The sequence below is a fragment of the Streptomyces sp. NPDC023838 genome (assembly GCF_040639555.1).
GTDB lineage: Bacteria > Actinomycetota > Actinomycetes > Streptomycetales > Streptomycetaceae > Streptomyces.
Map to the genome: position 1 here is coordinate 96,955 of NZ_JBFAAD010000016.1, position 15,391 is coordinate 112,345.

12 protein-coding genes are annotated in these 15,391 nt (G+C 70.2%); all 12 read left to right on the forward strand.

Features of this window, described 5'->3' with window-relative positions; genetic code table 11:
* Nucleotide 1: 1 nt before the first annotated feature.
* The 12 genes from uvrC (at nucleotide 2) to pgi (ending at nucleotide 15,388) form a co-directional block, all read left to right on the forward strand.
* Entirely contained in the window at nucleotides 2-2,044 is a 2,043-nt protein-coding gene (gene uvrC / locus AB0G17_RS20675; RefSeq protein ID WP_361384479.1) for an excinuclease ABC subunit UvrC, read from the forward strand.
* Complete coding sequence (rapZ, locus tag AB0G17_RS20680) at nucleotides 2,041-2,982, forward strand: RNase adapter RapZ (RefSeq protein WP_283143975.1); 942 nt, start codon at nucleotides 2,041-2,043, stop codon at nucleotides 2,980-2,982. The genes uvrC and rapZ overlap by 4 nt, the downstream gene beginning before the upstream one ends.
* Nucleotides 2,979-4,001: a uridine diphosphate-N-acetylglucosamine-binding protein YvcK gene (gene yvcK, locus AB0G17_RS20685; protein WP_361384483.1), complete on the forward strand. Its 1,023-nt coding sequence runs from the start codon at nucleotides 2,979-2,981 to the stop codon at nucleotides 3,999-4,001. Before rapZ ends, yvcK begins: the two co-directional genes overlap by 4 nt.
* Nucleotides 3,992-4,981 (forward strand): DNA-binding protein WhiA, encoded by a 990-nt coding sequence (whiA, locus tag AB0G17_RS20690; protein WP_101387789.1) that lies wholly within the window; start codon nucleotides 3,992-3,994, stop codon nucleotides 4,979-4,981. The genes yvcK and whiA overlap by 10 nt, the downstream gene beginning before the upstream one ends.
* A 201-nt stretch (nucleotides 4,982-5,182) precedes the next feature.
* Nucleotides 5,183-8,131 (forward strand): M14 family zinc carboxypeptidase, encoded by a 2,949-nt coding sequence (locus AB0G17_RS20695; protein ID WP_361384487.1) that lies wholly within the window; start codon nucleotides 5,183-5,185, stop codon nucleotides 8,129-8,131.
* Between the two features lie 268 nt (nucleotides 8,132-8,399).
* Nucleotides 8,400-9,407 carry a type I glyceraldehyde-3-phosphate dehydrogenase gene (gene gap / locus AB0G17_RS20700; RefSeq protein WP_361384490.1) on the forward strand — a complete coding sequence of 336 codons (1,008 nt, stop codon included), beginning with the start codon at nucleotides 8,400-8,402 and terminating at the stop codon, nucleotides 9,405-9,407.
* 117 nt (nucleotides 9,408-9,524) lie between these two features.
* On the forward strand, nucleotides 9,525-10,736 hold the full coding sequence (locus AB0G17_RS20705; protein WP_361384493.1) for a phosphoglycerate kinase: 1,212 nt from the start codon (nucleotides 9,525-9,527) through the stop codon (nucleotides 10,734-10,736).
* A 5-nt stretch (nucleotides 10,737-10,741) separates the two neighbouring features.
* Nucleotides 10,742-11,518, forward strand: a complete 777-nt coding sequence (gene tpiA / locus AB0G17_RS20710; protein WP_361384496.1) for a triose-phosphate isomerase — start codon at nucleotides 10,742-10,744, stop codon at nucleotides 11,516-11,518.
* A 110-nt stretch (nucleotides 11,519-11,628) separates the two neighbouring features.
* A complete protein-coding gene (secG, locus tag AB0G17_RS20715; protein WP_190088918.1) occupies nucleotides 11,629-11,865 on the forward strand; it encodes a preprotein translocase subunit SecG in 237 nt (78 codons plus the stop codon).
* 110 nt (nucleotides 11,866-11,975) lie between these two features.
* On the forward strand, nucleotides 11,976-12,311 hold the full coding sequence (locus AB0G17_RS20720) for an RNA polymerase-binding protein RbpA (RefSeq protein ID WP_003976875.1): 336 nt from the start codon (nucleotides 11,976-11,978) through the stop codon (nucleotides 12,309-12,311).
* Between the two features lie 132 nt (nucleotides 12,312-12,443).
* Nucleotides 12,444-13,667, forward strand: coding sequence for an MFS transporter (locus AB0G17_RS20725; protein ID WP_361384500.1), 1,224 nt, complete (start codon nucleotides 12,444-12,446; stop codon nucleotides 13,665-13,667).
* 68 nt (nucleotides 13,668-13,735) lie between these two features.
* Nucleotides 13,736-15,388, forward strand: coding sequence for a glucose-6-phosphate isomerase (pgi, locus tag AB0G17_RS20730; protein ID WP_361384693.1), 1,653 nt, complete (start codon nucleotides 13,736-13,738; stop codon nucleotides 15,386-15,388).
* Nucleotides 15,389-15,391 lie beyond the last annotated feature (3 nt).

Here is a 15,391-nt window from a genome sequence, read left to right on the forward strand (position 1 = left end):
CATGGCAGACCCCTCCACCTACCGCCCCAAGCCGGGACAGATCCCCGACTCGCCGGGGGTCTACAAGTTCCGGGACGAGCACCGCCGGGTGATCTACGTCGGCAAGGCCAAGTCCCTGCGCCAGCGGCTCGCGAACTACTTCCAGCCGCTCACCGGCCTGCACCCGCGCACGGCGACGATGGTCACCACGGCCGCGTCCGTGGAGTGGACGGTCGTCTCCACCGAGGTCGAGGCGCTCCAGCTCGAATATTCGTGGATCAAGGAGTTCGACCCCCGCTTCAACGTCAAGTACCGCGACGACAAGAGCTATCCGTACCTGGCGGTCACCCTCAACGAGGAGTTCCCGAGGGTCCAGGTGATGCGCGGCGCCAAGAAGAAGGGCGTGCGCTACTTCGGTCCGTACGGACACGCGTGGGCGATCCGCGAGACCGTGGACCTGATGCTCCGCGTCTTCCCCGTACGGACGTGCTCCGCCGGGGTGTTCAAGCGCTCCGCCCAGATCGGCCGCCCCTGTCTGCTCGGGTACATCGGCAAGTGCGCCGCCCCCTGCGTCGGCCGGGTCACTCCGGAGGAGCACCGCGAACTGGCCGAGGACTTCTGCGACTTCATGGCCGGCCGCACCGGTACGTACATCCGCCGCCTGGAGAAGGAGATGGCGGCGGCTGCCGAGGAGATGGAGTACGAGCGGGCGGCGCGGCTGCGCGACGACATAGGGGCGCTGCGCCGCGCCCTGGAGAAGAACGCGGTGGTGTTCACCGACGCCACCGACGCGGACCTGATCGCGGTCGCCGAGGACGAGCTGGAGGCGGCCGTGCAGATCTTCCACGTGCGCGGCGGGCGCGTGCGGGGCCAGCGCGGCTGGGTCACCGACAAGGTCGAGGCCGTCGATACGGCGGGCCTGGTCGAGCACGCCCTCCAGCAGCTGTACGGGGAGGAGACCGGCGACTCCGTACCGAAGGAGGTGCTGGTCCCGGCGCTGCCCGAGGACGCGGAGTCGGTGGGCGCCTGGCTGGCCGGGCGGCGCGGGTCGCAGGTCTCGCTGCGGATCCCGCAGCGCGGCGACAAGAAGGACCTGATGGCGACGGTCGCGCGTAACGCGCAGCAGGCGCTCGCGCTGCACAAGACCAAGCGCGCCTCCGACCTGACCACCCGCTCGCGGGCCCTGGAGGAGATCGCGCAGGCACTGGAGCTGGACAGCGCCCCGCTGCGGATCGAGTGCTTCGACATCTCGCACCTCCAGGGTGAGGACGTGGTGGCGTCCATGGTCGTCTTCGAGGACGGCCTGGCCAGGAAGAGCGAGTACCGCCGCTTCCAGATCAAGGGCTTCGAGGGCCAGGACGACGTCAGGTCCATGCACGAGGTGATCAGCCGCCGCTTCAAGCGTTATCTGGCCGAGAGCGCCCGGCTGGGGGAGTGGGCGGACGGCGAGGAGGGCAAGAGCGCCGGACCGGCCGTCTCCGGCGAGGTCCCGGCGCCCGGCGAGGCCGCCGTGGAGACCGGGCCCCGCACCGAGGACGGGCGGCCCAAGCGGTTCGCCTACCCGCCGCAGCTCGTGGTGGTCGACGGCGGTCAGCCGCAGGTGGCGGCGGCCAAGCGGGCCCTGGACGAGCTGGGCATGGACGACGTGGCGGTCTGCGGCCTCGCCAAGCGCCTGGAGGAGGTCTGGCTGCCGGACGACGACGATCCGGTCGTCCTGCCCCGCTCCAGCGAGGGCCTGTATCTGCTCCAGCGCGTGCGTGACGAGGCCCACCGGTTCGCGATCACCTATCAGCGGGCCAAGCGGACGAAACGGTTCAAGGCGAGCCCGCTGGACGCGGTGCCGGGCCTGGGCGAGTCCCGCAAACAGGCTCTGATCAAGCATTTCGGCTCGGTGAAGCGGCTCCGGTCGGCGACAATCGAGCAGATCTGTGAAGTTCCCGGGATAGGCCGCAAGACGGCCGAGACCGTGGCGGCGGCCCTGGCCCAGGCAGCTCCGGCCGCACCCGCCGTGAACACGGCGACAGGAGAGATCATTGAAGAGGACGACGGGGGATCCACGAAATGACTGAGCACGACCGAACAGACGCAGAAGCTGGAGCCGCACACGTGAGTACGGGCACGACGAACGACGCCGCAGAGCCGGCCATCCCCGAGCTGGTGATCATCTCCGGGATGTCCGGCGCTGGGCGCAGCACCGCCGCCAAGTGCCTGGAGGACCTCGGCTGGTTCGTCGTCGACAACCTGCCGCCCGCGCTGATCCCCACCATGGTGGAGCTCGGCGCCCGGTCCCAGGGCAATGTGGCCCGCATCGCCGTCGTCGTCGACGTGCGCGGCCGCCGTTTCTTCGACAACCTCCGCGAGTCGCTGGCGGACCTGGACTCCAAGCAGGTCACCCGGCGGATCGTCTTCCTGGAGTCGTCCGACGACGCGCTGGTGCGCCGCTTCGAGTCGGTCCGCCGCCCGCATCCGCTCCAAGGCGACGGCCGGATCGTCGACGGCATCGCGGCCGAGCGCGACCTGCTGCGCGAGCTGCGCGGCGACGCCGACCTGGTGATCGACACCTCCAGCCTCAACGTCCACGAGCTGCGCGCCAAGATGGACGCCCAGTTCGCCGGCGACGAGGAGCCGGAGCTGCGCGCCACGGTGATGTCGTTCGGCTACAAGTACGGCCTGCCGGTCGACGCCGACCTGGTGGTGGACTGCCGCTTCCTGCCGAACCCGCACTGGGTGCCGGAGCTGCGCCCGTTCACGGGCCTCAACGAGGAGGTGTCCGGTTACGTCTTCAACCAGCCGGGCGCCAAGGAGTTCCTCAACCAGTACAGCGAGCTGCTCCAGCTGATCGCGACCGGCTACCGCCGCGAGGGCAAGCGGTACGTGACGATCGCCGTGGGCTGCACCGGAGGCAAGCACCGCTCCGTCGCCATGTCCGAGAAGCTCGCCGCCCGCCTCGCCTCCGAGGGGATCGAGACCGTCGTCGTCCACCGGGACATGGGGCGCGAGTGAAGGTGTACCGACGGCGCACGAGCGGACCGGTGCTGCGCACCGGCCGCAAGCGTGGCGCCCAGCCCAAGGTCGTCGCCCTCGGCGGCGGCATGGGCCTCTCCGCGTCGCTCGCGGCGCTGCGCCGGATCACCGGCGACCTGACCGCCGTCGTCACCGTGGCCGACGACGGCGGTTCCAGCGGCCGGCTCCGTGAGGAGCTGGGCGTGCTGCCGCCGGGCGACCTGCGCAAGGCGCTGGCGGCGCTCTGCGGCGACGACGACTGGGGCCAGACCTGGGCCCGGGTCATCCAGCACCGCTTCCAGTCCCAGGGCGAGCTGCACGAGCACGCGGTCGGCAATCTGCTGATCGTCGCCCTGTGGGAGCAGCTGGGCGACCACGTCCAGGCGCTCGACCTGGTCGGCAAGCTCCTCGGGGCGCACGGCAGGGTGCTGCCGATGTCCGCCGTCCCGCTGGAGCTGGAGGCGCTGGTCCGGGGCCACGACCCGGCCCGCCCCACCGACGTGGACACCGTCCGGGGCCAGGCCACGGTGGCGCTCACCCCGGGCGAGGTCCAGTCCGTCAACCTGGTCCCGCACGACCCGCCGGCGGTCCCGGAGGCGGTGGAGGCCGTCCTGGACGCCGACTGGGTGGTGCTCGGCCCGGGGTCCTGGTTCTCCTCGGTCATCCCGCACCTGCTGGTGCCCGACTTGCTCGACGCGCTCACGGTGACCAAGGCCCGCAAGGTGCTCTCGCTGAACCTGGCGCCCCAGCCCGGCGAAACCGATGGCTTCTCTCCGCAGCGTCATTTGGAGGTTTTGGGACGACACGCCCCTAAACTCGCCCTGGACGTGGTGCTGGCCGACGAGGCCGCCGTGCCCGACCGCGAGTCCCTCGCCGACGCCGCCAAGCAGCTCGGTGCCGTGGTCGAGCTGGCGGCGGTCGCCGCGCCCGACGGGTCCCCGAAACACGACCGGGAGCTGTTGGCCGCCGCGTACGACCGTATTTTTCGGATGCATGGAAGGATCGGCCCATGGCGATGACGGCAGCGGTGAAGGATGAGATCTCCCGGCTCCCCGTCACCCGGACCTGCTGCAGAAAGGCGGAGGTCTCGTCGATCCTGCGGTTCGCCGGCGGCCTCCACCTGGTCAGCGGCCGCATCGTGATCGAGGCGGAGCTGGACACCGCGATGGCGGCGCGCCGGCTCAAGCGGGACATCCTGGAGATCTTCGGCCACAGCTCCGAGCTGATCGTGATGGCTCCGGGCGGGCTGCGCCGCGGTTCGCGCTTCGTCGTACGGGTGGTGGCGGGCGGCGACCAGCTGGCCCGCCAGACCGGCCTCGTCGACGGCCGGGGCCGCCCCATCCGGGGCCTTCCGCCCCAGGTGGTCTCGGGGGCCACCTGTGACGCCGAGGCGGCCTGGCGCGGGGCCTTCCTCGCCCACGGCTCGCTCACCGAGCCGGGCCGCTCTTCCTCCCTGGAGGTGACCTGCCCGGGCCCGGAGGCCGCGCTCGCGCTGGTCGGCGCGGCCCGCAGGCTCCAGATCGCCGCCAAGGCCCGCGAGGTGCGCGGCGTGGATCGCGTGGTCGTCCGCGACGGCGACGCGATCGGCGCCCTGCTGACCCGCCTCGGCGCGCACGAGTCGGTGCTCGCCTGGGAGGAGCGGCGGATGCGCCGTGAGGTCCGGGCCACCGCCAACCGGCTGGCCAACTTCGACGACGCCAATCTGCGCCGCTCGGCGCGGGCTGCCGTCGCCGCCGGGGCCCGGGTGCAGCGCGCCCTGGAGATCCTGGGCGAGGAGGTGCCGGAGCACCTGGCGGCCGCCGGGCGGCTGCGCATGGAGCACAAGCAGGCCTCCCTGGAGGAGCTGGGCGCGCTCGCCGACCCGCCGCTGACCAAGGACGCGGTCGCGGGCCGGATCCGTCGGCTGCTCGCCATGGCCGACAAGCGGGCCCAGGACCTGGGCATTCCGGGCACCGAGTCCAATCTGACCGAGGAGATGGCGGACGGCCTGGTCGGCTGACCGGCGGAGTGTTCCCTCCGCTTCGCGTCGTTCCCCCTCTCGCGCCGCTCGCACGCCCTAGGATTCAACTCGCCGGAACCGGCGCCCACTTGTGGGCGCCGGTTCCGGTTTCACCACCCTCGCACGGTATTGACATGATCATGAAGTGTCATGAGCCTGGCGTCTGTCCACTTTCGTGGCACACAACAGCAAGGGGGGCCAATGAGACGCAGAGCGAGAGCGATCCTCGCCGCGGCTTCACTGCTCACGGCCGGTCTGGCGGCGGTACCAGCCGCCCACGCCAGCCCGGGCGGCGGCACAGGCGAAGGACTCTCCGTCTGGTACGCCGACGTCACCAAGGCGCAGCTGCCGCTGCTGCTCCGCCAGGGCGCCGACGGCCAGGAACTGTCCGCGCAGGTACCCGCCAAGGGGACCGCCAAGGTCGAGCTCTACCTCACCCGCAAGCAGGCCGGCGCGCTGAAGAAGCAGGGCGTCGACCTCACCGAGCACACCCTCTCGACAGCGACCGAGAAGCGCCTCAAGGCCCAGGGGGACGGCGTCTTCCGCCCCTACAGCGGGGACAACGGCCTGAAGAAGGAGATCGTCGACACCCAGCTCGCGCACCCCGGCCTCACCAAGGTCGAGTCGATCGGCAAGACGGTCAAGGGCCAGGACATCCTCGCCCTCAAGCTCACCAAGGGCGCGGCCAAGACCCGCGACGGCTCCAAGCCCTCCGTGCTGTACATGTCGAACCAGCACGCGCGTGAGTGGATCACCCCGGAGATGACCCGGCGGCTGATGCACTACTACCTGGACAACTACGGCAAGGACCCGCGGATCACCCAGATCGTGGACTCCACCGAGCTGTGGTTCGTGCTGTCCGCCAACCCCGACGGGTACGACTACACCTTCACCGGCACCCAGCAGCGCCTGTGGCGCAAGAACCTGCGCGACAACAACGGCGACGGGAAGATCACCCCCGGCGACGGTGTCGACCCCAACCGTAACTTCCCGTACAAATGGGGCTACGACAACGAGGGTTCGTCCCCCGACCCGGCCGACGAGACCTACCGCGGTCCCTCCGCGGGCTCCGAGCCGGAGACCCGCGCGCTGGACTCCTTCGAGAAGCGCGTCGGCTTCGGCTACGCCATCAACTACCACTCCGCGGCCGAGCTGCTGCTGTACGGAGTGGGCTGGCAGGTCGCCACGCCGACCCCGGACGACGTCCTCTACAAGTCCCTGGCCGGTACGCCCGACAAGCCCGCCATCCCCGGCTACCGCTCGCAGCTCTCCTCCGAGCTGTACACCACCAACGGCGAGGCCGACGGCCACGCGGGGAACGTCAACGGGGTGCACATGTTCACCCCGGAGATGTCGACCTGTCAGACAGCCTCCCGGATCGACCCGGGCGACCAGTGGAAGCCCGGTGACTGCCAGTCGGTCTTCAACTTCCCCGACGACGAGAAGCTGATCCAGCAGGAGTTCACCAAGAACATCCCGTTCGCGCTGGCCGTCGCCGATACCGCGCGCCACGCCGACCAGCCGGTCTCCCCGGTCGGCATCGACGCCCCCGACTTCACCCCGGACGCCTTCACCACCTCGTACGCCCGCGGCGAGGACCAGGAAGTCGCCGTCACCGTACGCAAGTCGGTGCGCGACAAGACGCTCAACTACCGCATCGACGGCGGCCGTAAGCAGACCGAGGACCTCAAGGCCTGGAAGGGCGGCGACGTCTACGGCGGCGAGGACAACATCCACTTCGACCAGTACCGGGCCACCGTCGAGGGCGCGGACGTCGGCTCCAAGGTGGAGGTCTGGTTCACCGGGCGCACCCGGGCCGGCAAGCGGACCTCCAGCACGCCGTTCACCTACACCGTGGCCGCCCGGCCCAAGGGCGACACGCTGGTGATCGCGGAGGAGGGCGGCACCGCGCCCGCCCAGCACGTCGGCGCGTACACCAAGGCGCTCGCCGACAACGGCCGCAAGTCCGCGGTCTGGGACGTGGCCACCCAGGGCACGCCGAGCGCGCTCGGCGTGCTCAGCCACTTCAGGACGGCCGTCTGGTACACGGGCGCCGAGCGGCCCACCGCCGCGGTCACCGTGGCCGTGCGCGACTACCTCAACGAGGGCGGCCGGCTCGTCAACGCCGGTGAGCAGGCGGGCGGCACCGTCGACCTCGGCGGCGCCGACTCCGACGACTTCGCCCAGTACTACCTCGGCGCCTACAACCGCGTCGGCCTGAAGTCCCCGCCCGCCTTCCAGGGCACCGGGAACCTGGCGGGCGCCAAGGCGTCCCTGGCCGACGCGAGCGACAACCCGCTGAACCTGGCCGGGGCGTACACGATCACCTCGGACACGCTCAAGCCCGACCAGTTCCCGCAGTTCAGGAGCGCGGCCGCGGGCAGCTACCCGGGGACCCGCACCCCGTTCGAGCCGGCCGTGGGCGACTGGTTCGCGGCGGCCAAGCACCAGGACAGCGCCTATATGCGGCTGTCCCGGACGGTCGACCTGGGCGGCACGACGGCGGCGGAGAAGCCGAGCCTGCAGTTCCAGCTCAGCTACGACACCGAGCCCGGCTTCGACAACGTGATCGTCGAGGCGCACACGGTCGGGCAGGACGACTGGACCACCCTGCCGGACGCCAACGGCGGCACCAGCCAGGCGGTGCCCACCCAGTGCGAGCAGGGCTACTACGTCCAGGGTCACCCGTTCCTGGCGCACTATCTGACCGTCGGCGCCAGCGCCTGCACGGCGACCGGCACCTCGGGCGCGTGGAACCGCTTCACCGGCTCCTCCAACGGCTGGCAGCCGGTCTCGGTCGACCTCGGCGCCTACGCGGGCAAGCAGGTCGAGCTGTCCATCTCCTATGTGTCGGACCCCGGCACCGGCGGGGTGGGCGCCTTCGTCGACGACACCAAGCTGGTCGTCGGCGGCGCCGCGCAGGGCGCCGAGGGCTTCGAGACGGCGCTCGGCCCGTGGAGCGTGCCGGGACCGCCGGCCGGCAGCCCCGGCAACGCCGGCGACTGGGCCCGCTCCCAGGCGCTGTTCCACTCCCAGGCGGCCGTCACCACCCACGACACCGTGCTGCTCGGCTTCGGCCTGGAGCACGTGCCGTCGGCGGCCGACCGCAAGAACGTGATCGGCAGGGCGCTCCGCGCGCTCCGGGACTGATCCGGACCGGGGCGTTCCCGTACTGAGCGCCGGGGGCGCCCCTGGGCCCGGCCATCACGCTCCGTAGTCGGGACAAAAGTCCCCCCGACGGCCCTTACCCGTTGGTAGGTATGGGCCGTCGGCCATGTCCGGGCCGTTGGGGCCGCTTTTGGAGGTGCGCTCGATGTCACTCCACGGCTCCGGGAGAGGTAGGGTCATAAGCGGTCGGGGACATCCCATACAACTCGCCGGCGTCGAAAACCGGCGTACCTAACGAGGAGATCGGTTCGTGACGATCCGCGTAGGCATCAACGGCTTTGGCCGCATCGGGCGCAACTACTTCCGCGCGCTGCTGGAGCAGGGTGCTGACATCGAGATCGTGGCTGTCAACGACCTGGGTGACACCGCGACCACTGCTCACCTGCTGAAGTACGACACGATTCTGGGCCGTCTCAAGGCCGAGGTCACGCACACCGCCGACACCATCACGGTGGACGGCCACACCATCAAGGTGCTCTCCGAGCGCAACCCGGCCGACATCCCCTGGGGTCAGCTGGGCGTCGACATCGTCATCGAGTCGACCGGCATCTTCACCAAGAAGGCCGACGCCGAGAAGCACATCGCCGGTGGCGCCAAGAAGGTCCTCATCTCGGCTCCGGCCAAGGACGAGGACATCACCATCGTGATGGGCGTCAACCAGGACAAGTACGACGCGGCCAGCCACCACGTCATCTCCAACGCCTCCTGCACCACCAACTGTGTGGCGCCGATGGCCAAGGTCCTCGACGAGAACTTCGGCATCGTCAAGGGCCTGATGACGACCGTCCACGCGTACACGAACGACCAGCGCATCCTGGACTTCCCGCACTCGGACCTGCGTCGCGCCCGCGCCGCCGCCGAGAACATCATCCCCACCACCACCGGTGCCGCGAAGGCCACCGCGCTGGTGCTCCCCAAGCTCAAGGGCAAGCTCGACGGCATCGCGATGCGCGTCCCGGTCCCGACCGGCTCGGCCACCGACCTGGTCGTGGAGCTGGAGCGCGAGGTGACCAAGGACGAGGTCAACGCCGCGTTCAAGAAGGCCGCCGAGGGCGAGCTCCAGGGCATCCTGGAGTACACCGAGGACCCGATCGTCTCCTCCGACATCGTCGGCGAGCCGGCCTCCTGCACCTTCGACTCCTCCCTGACCATGGTCCAGGAGGGCAAGTCGGTGAAGATCCTCGGCTGGTACGACAATGAGTGGGGCTACTCGAACCGCCTCGTCGACCTCACCGTCTTCGTCGGCGGCCAGCTCTAAGTCTGATAAGTCTCAGGGCAGGCATCTCGATGTGAGCACAGGGCTCGGGCAGCGCAACGATGCGCCGCACGAGCCCTGTCGCTTGCCTCGTCCTTCTCCAAGGAGTCGCAGAAACACATGAAGACGATCGACGAACTTCTCGCCGAGGGCGTCTCCGGCAAGCGGGTATTCGTCCGCGCCGACCTCAACGTGCCGCTCGACGGCACCACCATCACCGACGACGGCCGCATCCGCGCCGTCCAGCCGACGATCGCCAAGCTCGCCGAGGCCGGCGCGCGCGTGGTCGTCGCCTCGCACCTGGGCCGCCCCAAGGGCGCCCCGGACCCGGCCTTCTCGCTCGCCCCGGCGGCGACGCGGCTCGGTGAACTGCTGGGCGCGGACGTCGCGTTCGCCACCGACACCGTCGGTGACTCCGCCAAGGAGACCGTCGCGGCGCTCGCCGACGGCCAGGTCGCCGTGCTGGAGAACCTGCGCTTCAACGCCGGTGAGACGAGCAAGGACGACGCCGAGCGCGGCGCCTTCGCCGACCAGCTCGCCGCGCTCGCCGACGTCTACGTGGGCGACGGCTTCGGCGCGGTGCACCGCAAGCACGCCTCGGTCTTCGACCTGCCCGCGCGCCTGCCGCACGCGGCCGGCTTCCTCATCGCCACCGAGGTGGGCGTCCTGAAGAAGCTCACCGCCGAGGTGAAGCGCCCGTACGTGGTGGTGCTCGGCGGCGCCAAGGTCTCCGACAAGCTCGCCGTCATCGACCAGCTGCTCGGCAAGGCCGACCGCATCCTCATCGGCGGCGGCATGGCGTACACCTTCCTCAAGGCCCAGGGTCACGAGGTCGGCATCTCGCTGCTCCAGGAGGACCAGATCCCGGTCGTCACGGAGTACATGGAGCGCGCCGAGAAGAGCGGTGTCGAGCTGGTCCTGCCGGTCGACATCCTGGCCTCGTCCGACTTCCCGGACCTGAAGACCAAGGCCCCGGCCGACTTCATCACCGTCGACGCGGACAAGATCCCCGCCGACAAGGAGGGCCTGGACATCGGCCCCCGCACCCGCGAGCTGTACGCGTCGAAGATCGCCGATGCCGAGACCGTGTTCTGGAACGGTCCGGTCGGTGTCTTCGAGCACCCCGACTACGCCGGCGGCACCCAGGCCGTCGCGCGGGCGCTCCTGAACTGCGACGGCTTCACCGTCGTCGGCGGCGGCGACTCGGCCGCCGCCGTGCGCACGCTCGGCTTCGACGAGAACGCTTTCGGTCACATCTCGACCGGCGGCGGCGCGAGCCTCGAATACCTTGAGGGCAAGACGCTTCCCGGCCTTGCCGCACTGGAGGACTGAACACCGTGACCACGCGTATCCCGCTGATGGCCGGCAACTGGAAGATGAACCTCAACCACCTTGAGGCCATCGCGCACGTCCAGAAGCTCGCCTTCGCCCTGGCCGACAAGGACTACGACGCCGTCGAGGTCGCGGTCCTGCCGCCGTTCGTGGACCTGCGGTCGGTGCAGACCCTGGTCGACGGCGACAAGCTCAAGATCAAGTACGGCGCCCAGGACATCTCGGCGCAGGACTCCGGTGCCTACACCGGTGAGATCTCGGGCTCGATGCTCTCCAAGCTGAAGTGCACCTATGTGGCCGTGGGCCACTCCGAGCGCCGTCAGTACCACCAGGAGAGCGACGAGCTCTGCAACGCCAAGGTGAAGGCCGCGTTCAAGCACGGTCTGACCCCGATCCTCTGCGTCGGCGAGGGCCTGGACATCCGCAAGGCCGGCCAGCAGGTGCAGTACACGCTGGCCCAGCTGGACGGCGGCCTCCAGGACGTCCCGGCCGAGCAGGCCGAGTCCATCGTGATCGCGTACGAGCCGGTGTGGGCCATCGGCACCGGCGAGGTCGCCACCCCCGAGGACGCCCAGGAGGTGTGCGGAGCCATCCGCGGCCGCCTGGCGGAGCTCTACTCGCAGGAGCTGGCCGACAAGGTCCGCATCCAGTACGGCGGCTCGGTCAAGGCCTCGAACGTGGCTGCGATCATGGCGCAGCCGGATGTCGACGGAGCCCTGGTGGGCGGCGCGGCGCTCGACGCGGACGAGTTCGTCAAGATCGTCCGCTTCCGCGACCAGTGAGTATGCGGTAGCGCGGATCCGTCGTACCCTTGCGGGGGTCGGGCTCGGGATTATGGAATACGTCCCCCCGGCCCCCGTCGCCATATCAGTCCTAGGAAGTTGGTCCAGCCGTGATTGTCGGGTTCTCGATTGCCCTGATCGTCTTCAGCCTGCTGCTGATGCTGCTGGTGCTGATGCACAAGGGAAAGGGCGGCGGCCTCTCCGACATGTTCGGTGGCGGAATGCAGTCGTCCGTCGGCGGTTCCTCGGTCGCCGAGCGCAACCTGGACCGGATCACCGTCGTGGTCGGTCTGCTGTGGTTCGCGAGCATTGTCGTACTTGGTCTGCTGATGAAGCTGGACAACTGACCTGTCGTCTCCGCGTTCAGGGATCGGGTGTAACTACAATCGCTGGACGCGCGTTGGGCCTTACGTAGACTGGGGCATCTTCGAGCACCATCACGCAGGGAGTTACGACCGTGGCAAGTGGCAACGCGATCCGGGGAAGCCGGGTCGGAGCGGGGCCGATGGGTGAGGCCGAGCGCGGCGAGTCCGCGCCGCGTCTCCGCATCTCCTTCTGGTGCTCGAACGGGCACGAGACGCAGCCGAGCTTCGCCAGTGACGCACAGGTTCCGGAGACGTGGGACTGCCCGCGCTGCGGTTTCCCGGCCGGCCAGGACCGGGACAACCCGCCGGACCCGCCGCGCACGGAGCCGTACAAGACCCACCTCGCGTATGTGCGGGAGCGGCGCAGCGACGCGGACGGCGAGGCGATCCTCGCGGAGGCGCTCGCCAAGCTGCGCGGCGAGATCTGATGGCGAAGGGCCCGGCAGACGAACTCGGTTCGTCTGCCGGGCCCTTCGGTATCACCCCAGGTCAAGAGGGCTCGCCGGGCATTGTCAGTGGCTCCCCTTACCGTGTGAATCAGTCGATCACATGGGGGAGTTGTGGCAACGCTGGAGAGCGCGGCCGCCGCGGCGGCCGAGGTGCCCGCGTGGCGCGGGGGGTTCGGGCGGCTGTGGACGGCCGCGGTGGTGTCCCGGTTCGGGGACTCGCTGCGGGCTGCCGCGCTGCCCCTGCTGGCGGCCTCGCTGACCAGCGATCCGATGCTGGTCGCGCTGGTCACGGCGTGCGGCTTCCTGCCCTGGCTGCTCTTCGGGCTGCTCGGCGGCGCCGTGGCGGACCGGGTGGACCAGCGCCGGGCGATGTGGGCGGTCGACCTGGTGCGCGGTGCGCTGGTGGCCGCCTTCGCCGCGGCCGTGGCCCTGGGGCACGCCTCCATAGCCCTGCTCATCGCGCTCGCCTTCGCGCTCACCTCGCTCCAGACGCTCTTCGACAACGCGGCGACGGCCCTGCTCCCCGCGCTGGTGTCGAAGCCCGCGCTGGGCCGCGCCAACGCCCGGCTGATGACCGGCCAGCAGCTGGCCGGCGGCTTCCTCGCCGCGCCCCTGGTGCCGCTGCTCCTGACGGCGGGCGACGGCGTGCCATACGTGGCGGACGCGGCCAGCTTCGTCCTCGCGGCGGCGCTGGTGGCCTCGCTGCGCACGGCGGCCCCGGAGCGGTCCGCCCGCAAGCCGGGCTCCACCCTGCGCGGCGAGACGGCCGAGGGGCTGCGGGCGCTGTGGGGCGAGCGGAACCTGCGTGCGCTCTGCGTGGCCACGACGCTCTGCAACATCGGCGTCGGCGCGCTCATCGCCACCCTGGTCCTGCACATCACCGGCTGGCTCCACGCGGGCCACGGCGGCTACGCGGCGGCGATCACGGCGTACGGGGCGGGCAGCGTGGCGGGCGGGCTGCTCACCCAGGGGCTGGCCCGGCGCCTCGGCCGGATGGGCAGCGTGCTGCTCGCGGGCGCGGTCCAGACGGTGTGCCTGCTGGCGATGGGGTCCATACGGGAACTGTGGGCATCGATCGCGGCCATGGCGGTGTTCGGGGTGATGGGGATGGTGTGGAACGTCAACCAGGTGACCCTGATGCAGGAGCGAACCCCGCGGGCCATGCTGGGGCGGACCAGTGCGGCCTTCCGCACGCTCGCCGTGGCGGGCACGCCGCTGGGCGCGCTCATGGGCGGCGCGGCGGCCTCCTCCTGGGGGCTCAACACACCGGCCCTGGTGGCGTCCGGATTGTTCCTGGCCGCCGTGGCCGCTCTGATTCCTGCCCTTACGTCCTGATCAACTAGGTTGGAGAGGCAGCGGGGCAGGTACGTACGCGAGTACGAGGAAGTGGGCTGATGTCAGAGATGAACGCAGAAGGCCGTACCAGGCTCAACCAGATGCCCGAGTGGAGCGCACTGGGCAAGCACCGTGAGCAGTTGGGGGACACCCATCTGCGCGAGCTGTTCGCCGCCGACCCCGGCCGCGGCACGGGATACACCCTGGCGGTCGGCGACCTGCATCTCGACTACTCGAAGCACCTCGTCACCGACGAGACCCTCGGGCTGCTGCGCGAGCTGGCCGAGGCGGCCGACGTGGCGGGGCTGCGGGACGCCATGTTCCGCGGCGAGAAGATCAACACGACCGAGGACCGCGCGGTGCTGCACACCGCGCTGCGCGCCCCGCGCGACGCGGTCGTCGAGGTCGACGGGGAGAACGTGGTGCCGGGCGTGCACGCGGTGCTCGACAAGATGGCCGCGTTCTCCGAGCGCGTCCGGTCGGGGGAGTGGACCGGGCACACCGGCAAGCGGATCAAGAACGTCGTCAACATCGGCATCGGCGGATCCGACCTCGGCCCGGCGATGGCGTACGAGGCGCTGCGCTCGTTCACCGACCGGGGGCTGACGGTCCGTTTCGTCTCCAACGTCGACGGCGCCGACCTCCACGAAGCGGTCCGCGACCTGGACCCGGCCGAGACGCTCTTCATCATCGCGTCCAAGACCTTCACCACCATCGAGACCATCACCAACGCCACTTCCGCGCGCGACTGGCTCCTCACCGAAATGGGGGCCGGTCAGGAAGCGGTCGCCAAGCACTTCGTGGCGCTCTCCACCAACGGCGAGAAGGTCGCGGACTTCGGCATCGACACGGCCAACATGTTCGAGTTCTGGGACTGGGTCGGCGGGCGCTACTCGTTCGACTCGGCGATCGGCCTCTCGCTGATGATCGCCATCGGCCCGGACCGCTTCCGCGAGATGCTGGACGGCTTCCACCTGGTCGACGAGCACTTCCGCACCGCCCCCGCCGAGGCCAACGCGCCGCTCCTGCTCGGCCTGCTGGGCGTCTGGTACGGGGCGTTCTTCGACGCTCAGTCGCACGCCGTGCTGCCCTACAGCCACTATCTGTCGAAGTTCACCGCTTACCTCCAGCAGCTCGAGATGGAGTCCAACGGCAAGTCCGTGGACCGTGACGGCAACCCGGTCGAGTGGCAGACCGGGCCGGTCGTCTGGGGCACCCCGGGCACCAACGGGCAGCACGCGTACTACCAGTTGATCCACCAGGGCACCAAGGTCATCCCGGCCGACTTCATCGGCTTCGCCGAGCCGGTCGCCGGCCTCCAGCCGGCCCTGGCCGCCCAGCACGACCTGCTGATGGCCAACTTCTTCGCCCAGACGCAGGCGCTGGCCTTCGGCAAGACGCCGGAGGAGGTACGGGCGGAGGGTGTGGCCGAGGAGCTGGTGCCGCACAAGACGTTCCGCGGCAACCACCCCACGACCACGATCCTGGCACGCGAGCTGACGCCGTCCGTCCTCGGCCAGCTCATCGCGCTGTACGAGCACAAGGTGTTCGTCCAGGGCGCGATCTGGAACATCGACTCGTTCGACCAGTGGGGCGTGGAGCTCGGCAAGGTCCTCGCCAAGCGCGTCGAGCCCGCGCTGACCGAAGGGGCCGAGGTGCCGGGCCTGGACGGGTCCAGCAAGGCCCTGGTCGCCAAGTACCGGGCATTGCGGGGGCGTTGATGC

Coding starts and splice junctions, on each gene's coding strand:
- uvrC (WP_361384479.1), top strand. CDS start 2: ATGGCAGACCCCTCCACCTACCGCCCCAAGCCGGGACAGATCCCCGAC.
- rapZ (WP_283143975.1), top strand. CDS start 2,041: ATGACTGAGCACGACCGAACAGACGCAGAAGCTGGAGCCGCACACGTG.
- whiA (WP_101387789.1), top strand. CDS start 3,992: ATGGCGATGACGGCAGCGGTGAAGGATGAGATCTCCCGGCTCCCCGTC.
- AB0G17_RS20695 (WP_361384487.1), top strand. CDS start 5,183: ATGAGACGCAGAGCGAGAGCGATCCTCGCCGCGGCTTCACTGCTCACG.
- AB0G17_RS20705 (WP_361384493.1), top strand. CDS start 9,525: ATGAAGACGATCGACGAACTTCTCGCCGAGGGCGTCTCCGGCAAGCGG.
- pgi (WP_361384693.1), top strand. CDS start 13,736: ATGAACGCAGAAGGCCGTACCAGGCTCAACCAGATGCCCGAGTGGAGC.